At 72.0% G+C, this 14,215-nt stretch carries 12 protein-coding genes; 3 read left to right on the top strand and 9 right to left on the bottom strand.

Going from position 1 to position 14,215, the window contains the following annotated elements; translation table 11 throughout:
- Window positions 1-76: 76 nt before the first annotated feature.
- From ACZ4TR_RS37695 to ACZ4TR_RS37665, 7 genes are all read right to left on the bottom strand, one after another.
- Window positions 77-1,609 (bottom strand): bifunctional uroporphyrinogen-III C-methyltransferase/uroporphyrinogen-III synthase, encoded by a 1,533-nt coding sequence (locus tag ACZ4TR_RS37695; protein ID WP_465292894.1) that lies wholly within the window; start codon window positions 1,607-1,609, stop codon window positions 77-79.
- Window positions 1,610-1,692: 83 nt separating this feature from the next.
- Window positions 1,693-2,622 carry a hydroxymethylbilane synthase gene (gene hemC, locus ACZ4TR_RS37690; RefSeq protein WP_465293110.1) on the bottom strand — a complete coding sequence of 310 codons (930 nt, stop codon included), beginning with the start codon at window positions 2,620-2,622 and terminating at the stop codon, window positions 1,693-1,695.
- 20 nt (window positions 2,623-2,642) lie between these two features.
- On the bottom strand, window positions 2,643-3,950 hold the full coding sequence (locus ACZ4TR_RS37685) for a glutamyl-tRNA reductase (RefSeq protein ID WP_465292893.1): 1,308 nt from the start codon (window positions 3,948-3,950) through the stop codon (window positions 2,643-2,645).
- Window positions 3,947-4,873 (bottom strand): redox-sensing transcriptional repressor Rex, encoded by a 927-nt coding sequence (locus ACZ4TR_RS37680; protein ID WP_465292891.1) that lies wholly within the window; start codon window positions 4,871-4,873, stop codon window positions 3,947-3,949. Before ACZ4TR_RS37680 ends, ACZ4TR_RS37685 begins: the two co-directional genes overlap by 4 nt.
- 329 nt (window positions 4,874-5,202) lie before the next feature.
- On the bottom strand, window positions 5,203-6,789 hold the full coding sequence (locus ACZ4TR_RS37675) for a molybdopterin-dependent oxidoreductase (protein WP_465292889.1): 1,587 nt from the start codon (window positions 6,787-6,789) through the stop codon (window positions 5,203-5,205).
- Window positions 6,790-6,835: 46 nt separating this feature from the next.
- Entirely contained in the window at window positions 6,836-7,090 is a 255-nt protein-coding gene (locus tag ACZ4TR_RS37670) for a glutaredoxin family protein (protein ID WP_465292887.1), read from the bottom strand.
- Window positions 7,091-7,109: 19 nt separating this feature from the next.
- Window positions 7,110-8,621, bottom strand: coding sequence for an AMP-binding protein (locus ACZ4TR_RS37665; RefSeq protein WP_465292885.1), 1,512 nt, complete (start codon window positions 8,619-8,621; stop codon window positions 7,110-7,112).
- Window positions 8,622-8,935: 314 nt separating this feature from the next.
- Between ACZ4TR_RS37665 and ACZ4TR_RS37660 the strand changes: the two genes are divergently transcribed.
- The 3 genes from ACZ4TR_RS37660 (at window position 8,936) to ACZ4TR_RS37650 (ending at window position 11,818) form a co-directional block, all read left to right on the top strand.
- Window positions 8,936-9,628, top strand: a complete 693-nt coding sequence (locus ACZ4TR_RS37660; protein ID WP_284748123.1) for a sigma-70 family RNA polymerase sigma factor — start codon at window positions 8,936-8,938, stop codon at window positions 9,626-9,628.
- A 112-nt stretch (window positions 9,629-9,740) separates the two neighbouring features.
- Window positions 9,741-10,814 carry a DUF5667 domain-containing protein gene (locus ACZ4TR_RS37655; RefSeq protein ID WP_465292883.1) on the top strand — a complete coding sequence of 358 codons (1,074 nt, stop codon included), beginning with the start codon at window positions 9,741-9,743 and terminating at the stop codon, window positions 10,812-10,814.
- 95 nt (window positions 10,815-10,909) lie between these two features.
- Window positions 10,910-11,818 carry an HAD family hydrolase gene (locus tag ACZ4TR_RS37650; RefSeq protein WP_465292881.1) on the top strand — a complete coding sequence of 303 codons (909 nt, stop codon included), beginning with the start codon at window positions 10,910-10,912 and terminating at the stop codon, window positions 11,816-11,818.
- 3 nt (window positions 11,819-11,821) lie between these two features.
- On the opposite strand, the gene ACZ4TR_RS37645 is transcribed toward ACZ4TR_RS37650, so the two are convergent.
- Window positions 11,822-12,856 (bottom strand): lysophospholipid acyltransferase family protein, encoded by a 1,035-nt coding sequence (locus ACZ4TR_RS37645; RefSeq protein WP_465292879.1) that lies wholly within the window; start codon window positions 12,854-12,856, stop codon window positions 11,822-11,824.
- The gene (locus ACZ4TR_RS37640) at window positions 12,853-13,899 is read right to left on the bottom strand and encodes an NAD-dependent epimerase/dehydratase family protein (RefSeq protein WP_364525722.1); all 1,047 of its coding nucleotides are present in this window, start codon (window positions 13,897-13,899) and stop codon (window positions 12,853-12,855) included. The genes ACZ4TR_RS37645 and ACZ4TR_RS37640 overlap by 4 nt, the downstream gene beginning before the upstream one ends.
- Between the last annotated feature and the right edge of the window lie 316 nt (window positions 13,900-14,215).

Genomic DNA, 14,215 nt, shown 5'->3' with positions numbered 1-14,215 from the left:
TCGGTGCGTCAGACGCACCCAAGGCGGCCTTCGGTGCGTTGAACGCAACGAAGGCCGCCTTGGGGCGCTGGGAAACTCAGGAGCGGCGGGCCCGCTTCGCCTTGCGGGGCGGAGGCAGGGCGCCTTCCGCACGCAGGCGGGCGGCGTGTTCAGCCAGCGCGTCCACCAGGTGCGGCACGTCCGCCTTCTCCGGCTGGACGTCGACCCGGAGCCCGAACTCCACCGCGGTCTCGGCGGTCTTCGGGCCGATGCACGCGACCAGCGTGCGGGTGTGCGGCTTGCCGGCGATACCGACCAGGTTCCGCACGGTCGAAGACGAGGTGAAGCAGACCGCGTCGAATCCGCCGGTCTTGATCATCTCGCGGGTCTCGGCGGGCGGCGGGGCGGCCCGGACGGTCCGGTAGGCCGTCACGTCGTCGATCTCCCAGCCGCGCTCGCGCAGGCCGGCCGACAGCGTCTCGGTGGCGATGTCCGCCCGCGGCAGCAGCACGCGGTCGACCGGGTCGAGCACGTCGTCGTACGGCGGGAACTCGGCCAGCAGGCCTTCCGAAGACTGCTCACCGGAGGGAATCAGCTCGGGGATGATGCCGAACGAACGCACCTTCTCGGCGGTGGCCGCGCCGACGCAGGCGATCTTCACGCCGGAGAACGCGCGGGCGTCCAGGCCGAACTCCTCGAACTTCTCCCACACCGCGCGCACCGCGTTGGTGGAGGTGAAGACGATCCACTGGTAGCGGCCGTCGACCAGGCCCTTGACCGAGCGCTCCATCTGCGCCGGGCTGCGGGGCGGCTCGACCGAGATGGTCGGCACCTCGTGCGACGTCGCGCCGTGGCCGCGCAGGCGCTCGGCCATCTCGCCGGCCTGCTCCTTGGTGCGCGGCACCAGGACCTTCCAGCCGTAGAGCGCGCGGGACTCCCACCACGACAGCTTCGAGCGGTGCCCGGCGGCCTGGCCGATCGTGACGATCAGCGGCCCGACGAGCTCGCCCGCGTCGTTGGCGACCTTCTCGAGCGTCGTGTCGAGGGTGCGCTGGGTGTTGATGGTGCCGTTCGCGGTGACCGCGACCGGGGTCGACGCCGGGACGCCGTTGCCGGTCAGCGCCGACGCGGCCTCGGCCAGGTGGGCCGACGTCGCGTGCAGCACCAGCGGGCCCGGCGAGGCGGCCAGTGCCGCCCAGTCGACGTCGCCGCGGACGTCGACCTCGGTGTGCGTGCCGCCCAGCGCGACGCCCGCGTAAGCCGGGACGGCCGCGCCCGGCGAGACGCCCGGGATGACGTCGAACACGGCGCTCGTGCGCGCGACCGCCTGCACCTCGGCCACCACGGCCGGGGTGGTCAGCGGGTCGCCCGCGATCAGGCGCAGCACCAGCCGGCCGGCCTTCGCCTCGGCGGTGAGGTCCTTGGCGACCTCGGCGGCCTCGCCGACGGCGGGCCGGACCTCGGCGCCCTCGGCGGCCATGGCCAGCACGGCCTGGGGCACGTCGGGGTCGGTCACCACGACCTCGGCCTTGGCGAGCAGTTCCTGGGCACGGACCGTGAGCAGGCCGGCGTCGCCGGGCCCGGAGCCCACGAACGCTACGCGCCCGGTGGTCTTTCGCGCGGGGGTCATCTGTGCGTTTCTCCTCTTGCGGCGGCCGTGCGGGATCGCACGAACGCAGGTCTCCTACGTCTTTTGGAAGCGCTCGGAAAGCGCTACTGAGCGGGACCGGAGAGGGCTCCGGCTCCGAGGTCCAGCAGCTCGGCGGCCAGGTCCTTGCCCAGCTGGGCGGCCTGGTGCTTGTCGGCCAGCGCGATGGCCCGGACCATGTCCACCGCGCCGTCCTCGCCTTCGGCCGCGGCGGTGCCGCGCAGCGAGATCCGTTCCACGACCTTGCCCTCGGCGTCGAGATCTTCGACGATCTCGGCGAGCGCGCCCACCGGCGCGCTGCACCCCGCCTCGAGCGCGGCCAGCAGAGCACGCTCGGCCGTCACCGCGGCCCGCGTGCCCTCGTCGTCCAATGTGGATGCGAGCAGGTGCTCGAGGTCCACGTCGGCGGCCCGGCACTCCACCGCCAGCGCGCCCTGGGCGGGCGCGGGCAGCATCTGGATCGGGTCGAGGGTCTCGGTGATCGCCTCGACCAGTCCGACCCTGGCCAGTCCGGCACGCGCGAGCACCACGGCATCCAGCTCGCCGTCGGTCACCTTGCGCATGCGGGTGTCGATATTGCCGCGAATCGGCACGATTTCCAAACCGAGACCCAGCGCGCGCAGCTGCGCGATGCGCCGGGCCGCGCCCGTGCCCACCGTCGAGCCCGGCGGCAGCTCACCCAGCGTGAGCCCGTCCCGCGCGATCAACGCGTCCCGCGGGTCCTCGCGCGGCGGCACGGCGGCCAGCGTGATGCCCGGTTCGGGAGCGGTCGGCAGGTCCTTGTACGAGTGGACGATGACGTCGACCTCGTTGCGCAGCAAGGCTTCCCGCAACGCCGAGGTGAACACGCCGACCCCGATCGTGGCAACCGGCGCGGACGATCGGTCACCGGGCGTGGTCACCTTGACGATCTCGACCTCGACGCCGGTGGCGCGCAGGGCGTCGGCAACGGTCCCGGTCTGGGTGAGCGCGAGCTTCGAACCGCGCGTGCCCATGCGAATGACTGTGGTCACTACTACTTCTTCTCTGGTGGGGGCTTCGGGCTCGCCACGGCGGCGGGGGCCTGCGGGTCGAGGCAGAACAGTTCGCGCAACGCGTTCGCGTAGTCGGTCTCGGCCGTCTCGGCGGCCAGCTGCTTCACCCGGACGGTCGGCGCGTGCAGCAGCTTGTCGACCACGCGGCGGACCGTGCGGCCGACCTCTTCGCGGACGGCGCCGTCGAGGTCCGGCAGCCGGTGGTCCAGCCGCAGCAGTTCGGCGTCGACGACCTCGGCCGCGCGGCGGCGCAACGCCGTCACCGTCGGGGTCACCTCGGCGCTGCGCTGCCCGGCGAGGTAGTCGCGCACCTCGTCGAGGACGATCCCGGTCGCCTTGGCCGTCTGGCGCTCGGTGGTCGGGGTGCCGGCTTCGCGCATCCGGCGCTGGATGGTGGCCAGGTCGACGACCCGCACGCCGGCCAGCTCGCCGACCGCCGGGTCGACGTCGCGGGGCAGGCCGAGGTCGCAGACCACGAGGTCGCGGCCACCGCGGGGCAGCACGTGCCCGGGGCCGAAGACGGCGTCTTGCGCGCCGGTGCAGCAGATGACGATGTCGGCGTCGCGAACCGCGTCGGCCACGTGGGACAGCGGGATCGCGCGGGCGGGCACGCCCTGCTCGGTGACGTTCGCGGCGAGCCGGCGGGCGCGGGCGTCGGTGCGGTTGGCCACGGTGATCTCACCGATGCCGGCCTTGCGCAGCTGCGACGCGCTCAGCGCGCCCATCGAGCCGGCGCCGACGATGACGGCGTGCTTGCCGGCGACGTCCCCGGCCGCGGCGAGCGCCTCGGACACGACCGACGCGCCGAGCTGGTCGAGCCCGGTCTCGGAGTGCACGCGCTTGCCGACGCGCAGCGTGGTCTGGATCAGCTCGTGCAGCGTGCGGCCGACGGTGCCGGCCTCGCGCGCGGTGGCGTAGGCGGACCGGACCTGGCCGAGGATCTGCGTCTCGCCGACGACCATCGAGTCGAGGCCCGAGGTGACCGAGAAGAGGTGCTCGACGGCCGCGCCGGCGTAGTGGACGTACAGGCTGTCGTAGAGGTCAGCCGGTTCCATACCGGCCTGGCGAGCCAGCACCGCGGAGACGTCGTTGAGGCCGCCGTGGAAGGTCTCGACGACCGCGTAGACCTCGATCCGGTTGCACGTCGAGACGAGCATGACCTCGCTGACGTGCTCGGCCTGCTGCAGTTCGTCGAGGACCTTGCCGATCTCGGGCGCCGGCACCGCGACGCGCTCGAGCGTGCTCAGCTCCGCGCTCCGATGCGAGAGACCGACCGCCAACACGCTCATGAGCGCACCACCATTCCCCGTCCGCTGTCCGGACCCGTGCCGTTCCGCCCGTTGCCGTTGCCATTGTCGGACGGCGTACCACTGGCGGGTAATCCGGAATTGCCCTGATTACCGGCGGCTGGAGCCTCACTGTCCGCACGGCGGGCCACATGGAACGAGAGTATCTGCAGCTCCACAGCCAAATCCACTTTGCGGACCTCGATGTGAGCAGGAACTTGCAGCACTACGGGAGCGAAGTTGAGGATGCACTGGACACCGCCCGCGACCAGGCGGTCACACACCGATTGCGCGGCGGTGGGCGGGGTGGCGATCACGCCGATGGAGATGCCGCGCTCGGCGCACACCCGCGGGATGTCGTCCATGTGCGACACCGGGAGGCCGCCGACCGGCACGCCGATCAGGTCCGCGTCCAGGTCGAACAGCGCTTCGACCGGGAAGCCGCGCCCCGGGAAGCCGCCGTAGTTGGCCAGCGCGTGACCCAGGTTGCCGATGCCGACCACGGCCACTTTGTGCTGCCGGGTCAGGCCGAGGATGCGCTCGATCTGGCTGACCAGGACGCTCACTTCGTAGCCGACGCCGCGGGTGCCGTAGGAACCCAGGTACGAGAGGTCTTTGCGCAATTTCGCGGAATTGACGCCCGCCGCCTGGGAGAGTTCCTCGCTCGAAACGGTCGTCGCGCCCTGCTCGGACATCCCGGACAGCACGCGGAGGTAGACGGCGAGGCGGGCGACCGCGGCTTCGGGGATCTGCTTCGCCCGGACGGCCTCGGGGGGATCCCCCGCGCGGCCGTTGCCGGCGGCGGGGACGGCCGGGATTTCGGCGGTCGGCGCGTTGTCGGCGTCCGGGGTGTCCGGGCGGCGCGGCCGGCGCGGCGGCCGGCCCGGGGAGCCCGCGTCGTCGCGCCTCCCCCGCTGTGTCACCACGCCGTCGTCTCCTGCTCGCTGTGCACCCGGCGGCCATCGCCACGGCCTTGCCGAACTGTGTCTTGACCCAGGGCGCGGGGTCCGGTTCGATGCGGACCGCCCGGGGGCGATGGCCCTACGGTAGACCACTTGTGAACGCGCGCACAAAGTCACTGGTCGGAGGCGGTTCCCGGCCGCGACGGATCATGACACGGCGTCAGAATCCTTGTCCGCCAGGCACTTCCGGGCCCGGTGGGCGCCCGGGGTGATCGAGAGCGGCCGTCGCGACCGGCCGCGACGCGGCGAGCGGCCCGCCGGACACGGTGAACGGCGCCGGGCCGCCGGCGCGGTCAGTGCGCGTCGAGGGTCACCGAGTGCCAGCCGGTCGCGCCGTCCGGGACCGGGTCCGCGCGGTTCTCCGTCTGCGTGTAGCCGTCCTGGTCGGTCGCCCGGACGAACGCCTGGTGCGTCCCCGTCGGCACGTCCAGCTCGATCCACCACATGCGCCAGGTGTCCTTGCTCACCTCGGCCGAGAGCGTCGCCGGCTGCCACGCGCCCTGGTCGAGCCGGACCTCGACCTTCGCGATGCCGGTGTGCTGCGCCCACGCCGTGCCGGCCAGCCGGACCTTGCCCGCGGTCACGCCCGCGAAGCCGGTCGGGGTGTCGATCCGGGACTCCGTCTTGATCGGCGCCTGCTCGGCCCAGCCGCGGTTCAGCCAGTACGACTGCCGCGCGTCCCACTTCGTGAATTCGAGGGATTCGACCCATTTCGTCGCGGAGACGTAGCCGTAGAGACCCGGGATGACGATCCGCGCGGGGAAGCCGTGCTCGATCGGCAGCGGCTCGCCGTTCATGCCGATCGCCAGCATCGCGCCGCGCTGCGGGTCGAGCGCGACGTTCGCCGGGGTGCCGCACGTCCAGCCGTCGACGCTGGTGGCGAACATCTGCTCGGCGCCCGGCTGTACGCCGGCTTCGTCGAGCAGGTCCACGAGGTCGACGCCGAGCCAGGTCGCGTTCGAGATCAGCGGCCCGCCGACCTCGTTGGAGACGCAGGTGAGCGTGACGCGGCGCTCGACCAGCGGCCGGTTGCGGATGTCGGCGTAGGAGAAGGTGACCTCCTTGCCGACCATCCCGTGGATCTTCAGGCTCCAGTCCTCGGTGCGGATCTGCGGGACGACCAGCGCGGTGTCGATGCGGTAGAAGTCGCCGTTCGGCGTGAGGAACGGCGGCGAGCCCAGCTTCGCGAAGTCGGCGTCCGCGGGCAGCGGCGGCGCGGTGCGCGCGGGGACGAGCGGCCCGACCGCGGCCCGGGAGTCCTCGGCGTTCGAGCTCGTCCCGGCCACCTGCCCGACCACGGCGGCGATCCCCGACCCCGCGGCCACGCCGACGCCGGCCTGAAGGAACTTCCGCCTGGACGCCCCCGAAGCCGCACTTTCACGTGAAAGTGCGGCCCCCTGGTGGGCACTTTCACGTGAAAGTGCGGCCCGGTGCAGCATCGTGAAGACGACGAGCCCGGCGACCAGGGCGGCGACCGGCGCGAGCAGCGAGACCTGCCCAAGGTCGCTCCGCGCGTAGACGGCGGCGACCCCGGCGGCGCCCAGCAGGAAGACGAGGACCTGCCCGGCACGAGGCGTCCGGCGCGAGAGCTGGCCGGCGAGGAGAGCGAAGAGCACGAGCACCACGGCGAGCCCGACCTTGAGGATCGGCTTGTCCCAGGTGCCCAGCGTCCGCTCGGCCCACTTCACGATCCCGGTCGGACTGTGGTCGATGACGTAGTTGGCGACCGCGATGAACGGCGAAGCGGTGTAGCCGACGAAGCCAGCGACGAGATGCCCGACCCCGAGCGCGGCGGCCAGGGCGAGAAGCCCGATGAGGGTGGCGACGGGCAGCGAAAGCCGCCTGGGCGCTTCGGGCGGCGCTTCCTGCAGAGTGCTCACGCCTCCATCTTCGGAGCCCGCGCTCCGGAAGGCTGCCCGATCCGCCTTACGGACGTGTTACGGCTCGGGCCAGCGCGCGCCGCAGCCGGTCCTCTTCCACCCGCCAGTACCCGTGCTCGGCGCCGTCGACCAGGATCACCGGGACGCGGTCGCCGTACTCCGCGCGCCACTCCGGGTCCGTGTCGACGTCCTCCGTCTTCCACGTGTGGCCCAGCTCGCCGCAAATCCGGGCGACGTCCGCCTCCGCGACCTCGCAGAGGTGGCACCCCACCCGGCTCATGACCGTCACTTCGTGCGCCATGCCGTCCTTACTACCGCACCTACCGCAACCGCATGCGGCGGAGCTTGCCGGTGGCCGAGTGCGGCAGCGACTCGGCGAACTCCACCGCGTGCGGCACCTTGTACCCGGCCAGGTGGGCCGTGCACTGGTCGACGACCTGCTGCTCGGACAGCGACGCCCCGGCGACCGGCACCACGAACGCCTTCACGGCCTCGCCGCTGCGCTCGTCCACGACCCCGACGACGGCCGCCTCGGCCACCTCCGGCAGCCGCCCGATGACCTCTTCGACTTCGCGGGGGAAGACGTTGAAGCCGTTGACGATGATCAGGTCGTTGGCCCGGTCGACCAGGTGCAGGTCGCCGTCGACGTCGAGGTAGCCGACGTCACCGGTGCGGAACCAGCCCTCGTCGTCCGGCCCGTGGCCGCCGTCGGGCCAGTAGCCGGAGAACAGGTTCGCGCCGCGGATCGACACCAGCCCGGTCTCGCCTTCGGCCTCGAAGACGTCGTCGACGTCGTCGGGGTCGAGCGGCACGGCCTGGTCGGTGCCGTCGCTGTCGACCAGCCGCAGCTCCACCCCGGGCAGCGGCCGCCCGACCGAACCCGGCTTCGGGTAGCCGGTGACCAGCGTCGACGTCACCACCGGCGCGCATTCGGTGAGCCCGTAGCCCTCGTAGACGTCGAGGCCGGTCGCCTCGCGGATCGCGCCGAGCACCTTCGGGTGCAGCGGCGCGGCGCCCGACGTCATCCGCCGGACGGTGGCCAGCCCCCGGCTCAGCTCCTCGGTCCCGAGCGCGGCGAACTCGGAGTACATCGTCGGGACGCCGGTGATCGTCGTGACGCCGTGTTCGGCGCAGTCGTCCAGCGTGCGCTGCGCCTCGAAACGCTCCGACAGGACCGCGGTCGCCCCGGCCGCGACCGCGTGCAGCAGTCCGGGGCCGAGGCCGTAGACGTGGAAGAGCGGGATGGTGATCAGCACGCGGTCGTCGTGCTCCAGCGCCCCCTCGACACGGCTGATCTGCTCCAGGTTCGCCAGCAGCGCGCGGTGCGACAGCATCACGCCGCGCGGCGGGCCGGTGGTCCCGGAGGTGTAGGAGACGACGGCGATGTCCTCCCCCGCTCGCCCCGCATCGACAGTTTCGATTGCTCCATCCGGGTCGGATTCCGGAGTGAGACCGATCACGCCGTCCGGCAGCGCCTCTTCGGCGTCGCGCGTGATGACAACCTTGGCACCGCTGTGCTCGAGGAGCTTCTCGAGCTCGGGTCCCGGCGCTTGCGGCGACAGCGGCACGACCACCGCGCCGGCGCGCAGCGCGCCGAAGAACGCGACCGCGAAGTCCACCGACGTCGGCAGCCGCAGCGCGACCCGGTCGCCGGGCTCGACCCCGCCGTCCGCGAGCCGCCTGGCCTGCGCCTGCACGGTGGCCTCGAGCCGGGCGTACGTCAGCCCTCGGCCGGTGCCCGTCTCTCGCACGGCCGGATGGTCCGGCCACGTCGCCGCGGCCCTGGTGAGCAGCCCGCCGACCCCTGACTGCGTCCCCTCTGGAGCACTCATCCGCGGTCCACCTCTCCTCGCCCGGACCAAACCGTTGCAAGTCTGTCATTCGAAGCGACGTCATGGGTGCTGACCGCGAGCGTCGCGTTTCTGCAACCCCGGAGCCACTACCTACTTCGCGGTAACAACACGTATGCTGCACTGCGTCGGGGTGGTGTTGATCACCACCGCGACCGGAGAGAGGGAGTCGCCGTGACGAACTTGCCTGCCCACGAGGCCGTGGGGCACGCGAGCCGCCAGGCCCCTGCTCGCCGGAGTTCCGGGGGTACCGTGGCCCAGCACAGGGCCGAAGCCGCCGCCGGAGGTGCCGCCCGATGACCGTGCCGACCGCCGTGAGCCGCGGGCCCGTCTTCATGTTCGCCGAACGCGTCTTCGGCCGATCGCCGTCCGTGCCGATGAGCAGGCAGGCGGTCGACGAGGAGCGCGCCGAGGCGGCGAAGGCCGAAGCCTGGGACCTGGTGCGCGCCGCGCAGGACGGTGACTCGTCCGCGTTCGGCCGGCTCTACGACCGCTACGTCGACGTCGTCTACCGGTACGTGCTCTTCCGGCTGGGCGACCGGGATCTGGCCGAGGACGTCACCAGCGAGACGTTCCTGCGCGCGCTGCGCCGGATCACGTCGGTGAGCTACCAGGGACGTGACGTCGGCGCCTGGTTCGTCACCATCGCCCGCAACCTCGTGCTCGACCACGTGAAGTCGAGCCGGTTCCGCCTCGAGGTCGTCACCGACGAGGTGACCGAGCCGGGTTCGGCGCCGTTCAGCGTCGGCGCGAGCGTCCAGGCGGGCCCGGAGCAGGAGGCGATCAGCCGCGCCACCCGCACCGAGTTGCTGCGCTGCGTCGCCGAACTGGGCGATGACCAGCGGGAATGCATCATCCTGCGGTTCCTGCAGGGCCTGTCGGTGGCGGAGACGGCCGAGATCATGAACCGCAACGAGGGCGCGATCAAGGCGCTCCAGCACCGCGCGGTACGCCGTTTGGCACAACTCCTGCCCACCGGATTGCGCTGATCCCGCGAAGTTTTCGGCCCGTTGACCGAAACCGGTAACCCTGACGCCTTCTTAATCGTTACTCCTGCCAGACCGGTGTCAGGACCGGCCACGGCCCGGATGGAGCTGCGCAGTGAGGTTTGCGCGTGAGCGAGCCGAGATCGATCGGTTCGCGCGTGCCCTGGAGCCGTCCCCGAAGCAGCGGGACGGCGAGTTCGCCGACGAACTGGCTCTCGTCGGCGCCCTGCGCGAGCTCGGTGCGGCCGGGGCCCCGGACCTGGAGACGCGGCAGCGGATCCGCGCGGAGATCGCGGGCCGCCTGGAGACGGCGGCGGCCACCCCGCGTCGGAGGTGGCGGCCGCGGACCGCCGACCTGGTGGCCGCCGCGCTCTTCCTCGTGCTCGTCCTCTCCGGCCTGACCCTGGTGCTCTCGCGGAACGCGTTGCCGGGTGACCCGCTCTACGGCGTCAAGCGGGCCGGTGAGTCGACGGCGCTGGGCTTGACCTTCGGCGACCAGGCGAAGGCCCGGAAGCACCTCGAGTTCGCCACCAACCGCGTCACCGAGCTCAGCGAACTGGCCGCGCAAGGCGCGAGCGAAGCGGACTACCGGACGGCGTACGACGACTTCGCGACCGACCTTCGCGCCGGCGTCGCCCAGATGGCCGCGGTGGCGACCAGCGACGGCAGCGGCACGCAGGCGCTGTCCGACGTCCGGCTGTGGGCGCGGAACCAGGCGGCGCGGCTCACGGCCGGCCAGCCGAAGCTCCCGGCGGCCGCGGCGACGGTGTTCGGCGACGTGCGCGACCTGCTCGGCAAGGTCCAGGAGCGCACGAGCGGCCTGGTCGAGCGGATGAACTGCTACCAGATCACCACCGGCGCGTCCGACGAACTGGGCCCGCTCCCGGCGACCGGCGAGTGCACGCAGCGGCCGGTTCCTTCGTCCGGCGGCGAGCCGGCATCGGCGTCGACCGAGCCGTCGACGGCCGAAAGCACGTCCCCGGCTCCGACGGGCACGCAGCTGCCTCCATCGGACGCCGCGACGACGCCCGGCATCCCCGTGCCGACCGGCGGGGTCACGCCGCCGCCGGTGTACGGCCAGGACCCGACGACCACGCAGCGGCCCCCGGTGACGTCGACCACCCAGCCGCCACCGCTGGTTTCGCTCCCGCCGCTGCTCCCGGGTCTGCCGCCGATCGTGATCGGCTGAGGTCCGGGCCACACCCGCGACGGCGCGGTGGGCGGCTCGCTACGCTGTGCGAAGGACCCGGACGTTCGCAGGGACGTCGCCAGACGTGGGCAGACGTGGAGGCGGTGTGCGTGTCAGCTTGGCGTGGCAGGGATAAGAGTCAGGAGCTGGAACGGCTCGCCGCGCTCGCGGGCGAAGCGTCGGCCGAGGCCGCCCACGCCCGCGTGGTCGCCGAGCCCCCCGCTCCGCCCGCGCCCCCGGACCTGACCGCGGCCGCGTTCTTCGACGTCGACAACACGATGATGATGGGCGCGTCGATCTTCTACTTCGCCCGCGGTCTCGCGGCGCGCAAGTTCTTCACGTCGTCGGACCTCGCCGGGTTCGTCTGGGGCCAGATCAAGTTCCGCCTCGGCGGCCGCGAGAACAAAGAGGACATCCGGACCCACCGCGAGCGCGCACTGTCCTTTGTGGCCGGACGCACGGTGGCGGAGCTGACGTCGATCAGCGAAGAGATCTACGACGAGCTGATGGCGGACAAGATCTGGTCCGGCACGCGCGCACTGGCGCAGATGCACCTCGACGCGGGCCAGCGGGTCTGGCTGGTGACGGCGACCCCGATCGAGCTGGCGGCGATCATTTCCCGCCGCCTGGGGCTGACGGGCGCGCTGGGCACGGTGGCCGAGACACGCGACGGCGTCTACACAGGACGCTTGGTGGGTGACCTCCTGCACGGCCGCGCGAAGGCGCACGCGGTGCGGGCCCTGGCGTCGCGCGAGGGCCTGAACCTCAAGCGCTGCACGGCATATTCGGACTCGGCGAACGACATCCCGATGCTGTCGGCGGTGGGCACCGCGGTGGCCGTGAACCCGGACGGCGGGTTGCGGGACGTGGCGCGAGCGCGTGGCTGGGAGATCCGCGACTTCCGGACGGGCCGGAAGGCCGCGAAGATCGGCGTGCCGTCGGTGCTGGGCGCGGGCGCTCTGGCCGGCGCGGTGGCGGCGGGCATGGCCTACCGCCGCCGCTGACGCTCAGCCCCGGAAGACCGACTTCCGCTGCGAAAGCCGCTGGTACAGCGTCTGCTGGATCGTCTCCCGCACCTGGTCCGTCAGCTGGAACACCAGCATCGGGTCCTCGACGGCCTCCGGCTCGAACTGGTCCGTCCGGATCGGCTCGCCGAACTCGATGCTCCACTTCGTCGGCAGCGGGATCGCGCCCAGCGCGCCGAACAGCGGGAAGAACGGCGTCACCGGGAAGTACGGCAGCCCGAACATGCGCGCCAGGATCTTGATGTCGCCCAGCTTCGGGTAGATCTCCTCGGCGCCGATCACCGACACCGGGATGATCGGGACACCCGCGCGCAGCGCCGCCGACACGAACCCGCCGCGGCCGAAGCGCTGGAGCTTGTAGCGCGAGGAGAACGGCTTCCCGACGCCCTTGAAGCCCTCCGGCCACACGCCGACCAGCTCACCGTTGCCCAGCAGGCGTTCCGCGTCCGCGTTGCAGGCCAGCGTCTGGCCGGACTTGCGGGCGAACGAGCCCACCAGCGGCACCTGGAATACCAGGTCCGCGCCGAGACCGCGCAGGTGCCGGCCGCCCGTCTCGTCGTGGACCGCCACCGCCGTCATCAGCGAGTCGAGCGGCACCGTGCCGGAGTGGTTCGACACCAGCAGCGCGCCACCTTCGAGCGGCAGGTTCTCGACGCCGAACGTGTCGACGCGGAACCACTTCTTGTACAGCGCGCGCAGCGGCGGCAGGAACACCGCGTCGGTCAGCTCGGCGTCGAACCCGAACTCGTCGACCGTGTAGTCGCCGGTCAGCCTGTCCCGGATGAAGCCGAGCGCCGAGCGCGCGGCGTCCGACAGCGGTTCCTCGGGGGCCGGCCGGTCCGCGCCCGGGAAGGCGACGACCGGCGCGTCCGCGCGCGCGGCTGCCTCCTCACGGAGGTCGCGGTCCGCGTCCGGCTTCTCCCGGCCCGGTCCGTGCAGGGGGATGACCTGCGCTTCGGCACCGCCCACCGTCTCCGCCTCGCTTCCGAACTCGTCCACGTCGTGCGGTCTGCTCATCGGTTCGACTGCCCTGTCGCAGCGGCAACGAGAACCTTGCCGGCCAGGCCCGCCAGCTTGCCGCCGTCGAGCACCGGCCGGAGCCCGCGTCCGGCGATGTAGTCGTCGAACGCCTCACGCGTCGTCCACCGCGGGGTGTAGCCGAAGTCGCTCTTCAGCTTGGCGATGTCGACGACCCGGCCGAAGTTCAGCAACCGGACCTGGTCGGCGGAGAAGTCCACGACGCGAGCGCCGCGCAGAACCTTGCCGACCGACGGCACCACGCTCCGCGGCATGGGCAGCTCGACCCGGCCTGCCCGCCGGATCGCCTGCGAAAGGGTGAGTACCCCTTCCGCGCCGACGTTAAAGACGCCGGGCTTGTCGTTGAGGGTCGCACGTTCCAGCACGGCCAGCGCGTCGGAAGAGTGCAGCAGCTGGATGCGGGCGTCGTAGCCGAAGACGGTCGGGACGACCGGAAGCGCGAAGTAGCGCGAAAGGACGGTGTCGGTCGCCGGGCCGATGATGTTGGCGAAGCGGAACAGCGTCGTGGTGATGTCGGGACGGCGCCGCACCAGGCCGCGCACGTACCCCTCCATCTCGACGGCGTCCTTCGCGTACCCGCTGGTCGAGGTCGGGATGAGTTCGGAGTCCTCGGTGAACACCGCCTGCGAACGGGCGCCCGCGCCGTACACCGCCGCCGTCGACTTGACGACCAGCTTGCGGACCAACGGCGAGCGCTGGCACGCGGCCAGCAGCCGCATGGTGCCGATGACGTTCACTTCCTTGATCGCCGTGCGGCGACCCGGCCCGGCCGGGTGCGCGGTGCAGGAAGCGTGCACCACCGTGTCCACATTGGCGGTACTGATCACCTTGGCGATCAAGGGGTTCCGGATGTCCGCGCGGACGAACTCGGCGTGACCCATGCGCTGCAGGACCGTCTTGTCCGGAGCGACCGTGTCGACACCGATGACCCGTTCGAAATCGGGGTTGTTGCCCAGCCGGGCGAGCAGTTTCCCGCCCAGTTCGCCGGCTACCCCGGTGACGAGCACGATGTTCGACGGCATGCGACTCCCTGCGGCGTAGGGCGTGGTGGGGGTGGACGATCACCCGAAGTGCGCGGGCCTGCACTCACTGGAAGCATCGCGCGGACACCATTGAGATGTTACCGCTCTTCAGTGGTAGCTCAGGGGTGTCTTACGTGCTATTAACCGCTATTCCCCCGGAAAGCGACGAACGCCTCACTCGAACGGGGGGGAACCGGCCCACCACATGGACGTGGGGGGGGGGGGGGGGGGGAGGGGGGGGGGGAGGGGGGGGGGAGGGGGGGGGGGGGGGGGTGGTGGGGGGGGGGGGTCGTGGGCGGAGACGAGTGGGTGTGTG

Source organism: Amycolatopsis sp. NPDC028719 (assembly GCF_055565395.1).
This window is presented reverse-complemented; position numbering and strand designations above follow the sequence as displayed.

Bases quoted from the DNA above. Each gene is read 5' to 3' on its own strand.
- ACZ4TR_RS37670 (WP_465292887.1), bottom strand. From the start codon at position 7,090: ATGGCGCACGAAGTGACGGTCATGAGCCGGGTGGGGTGCCACCTCTGC.
- ACZ4TR_RS37640 (WP_364525722.1), bottom strand. From the start codon at position 13,899: ATGCCGTCGAACATCGTGCTCGTCACCGGGGTAGCCGGCGAACTGGGC.
- ACZ4TR_RS37695 (WP_465292894.1), bottom strand. From the start codon at position 1,609: ATGACCCCCGCGCGAAAGACCACCGGGCGCGTAGCGTTCGTGGGCTCC.
- ACZ4TR_RS37685 (WP_465292893.1), bottom strand. From the start codon at position 3,950: ATGAGCGTGTTGGCGGTCGGTCTCTCGCATCGGAGCGCGGAGCTGAGC.
- hemC (WP_465293110.1), bottom strand. From the start codon at position 2,622: ATGGGCACGCGCGGTTCGAAGCTCGCGCTCACCCAGACCGGGACCGTT.
- ACZ4TR_RS37660 (WP_284748123.1), top strand. From the start codon at position 8,936: ATGACCGTGCCGACCGCCGTGAGCCGCGGGCCCGTCTTCATGTTCGCC.
- ACZ4TR_RS37665 (WP_465292885.1), bottom strand. From the start codon at position 8,621: ATGAGTGCTCCAGAGGGGACGCAGTCAGGGGTCGGCGGGCTGCTCACC.
- ACZ4TR_RS37645 (WP_465292879.1), bottom strand. From the start codon at position 12,856: ATGAGCAGACCGCACGACGTGGACGAGTTCGGAAGCGAGGCGGAGACG.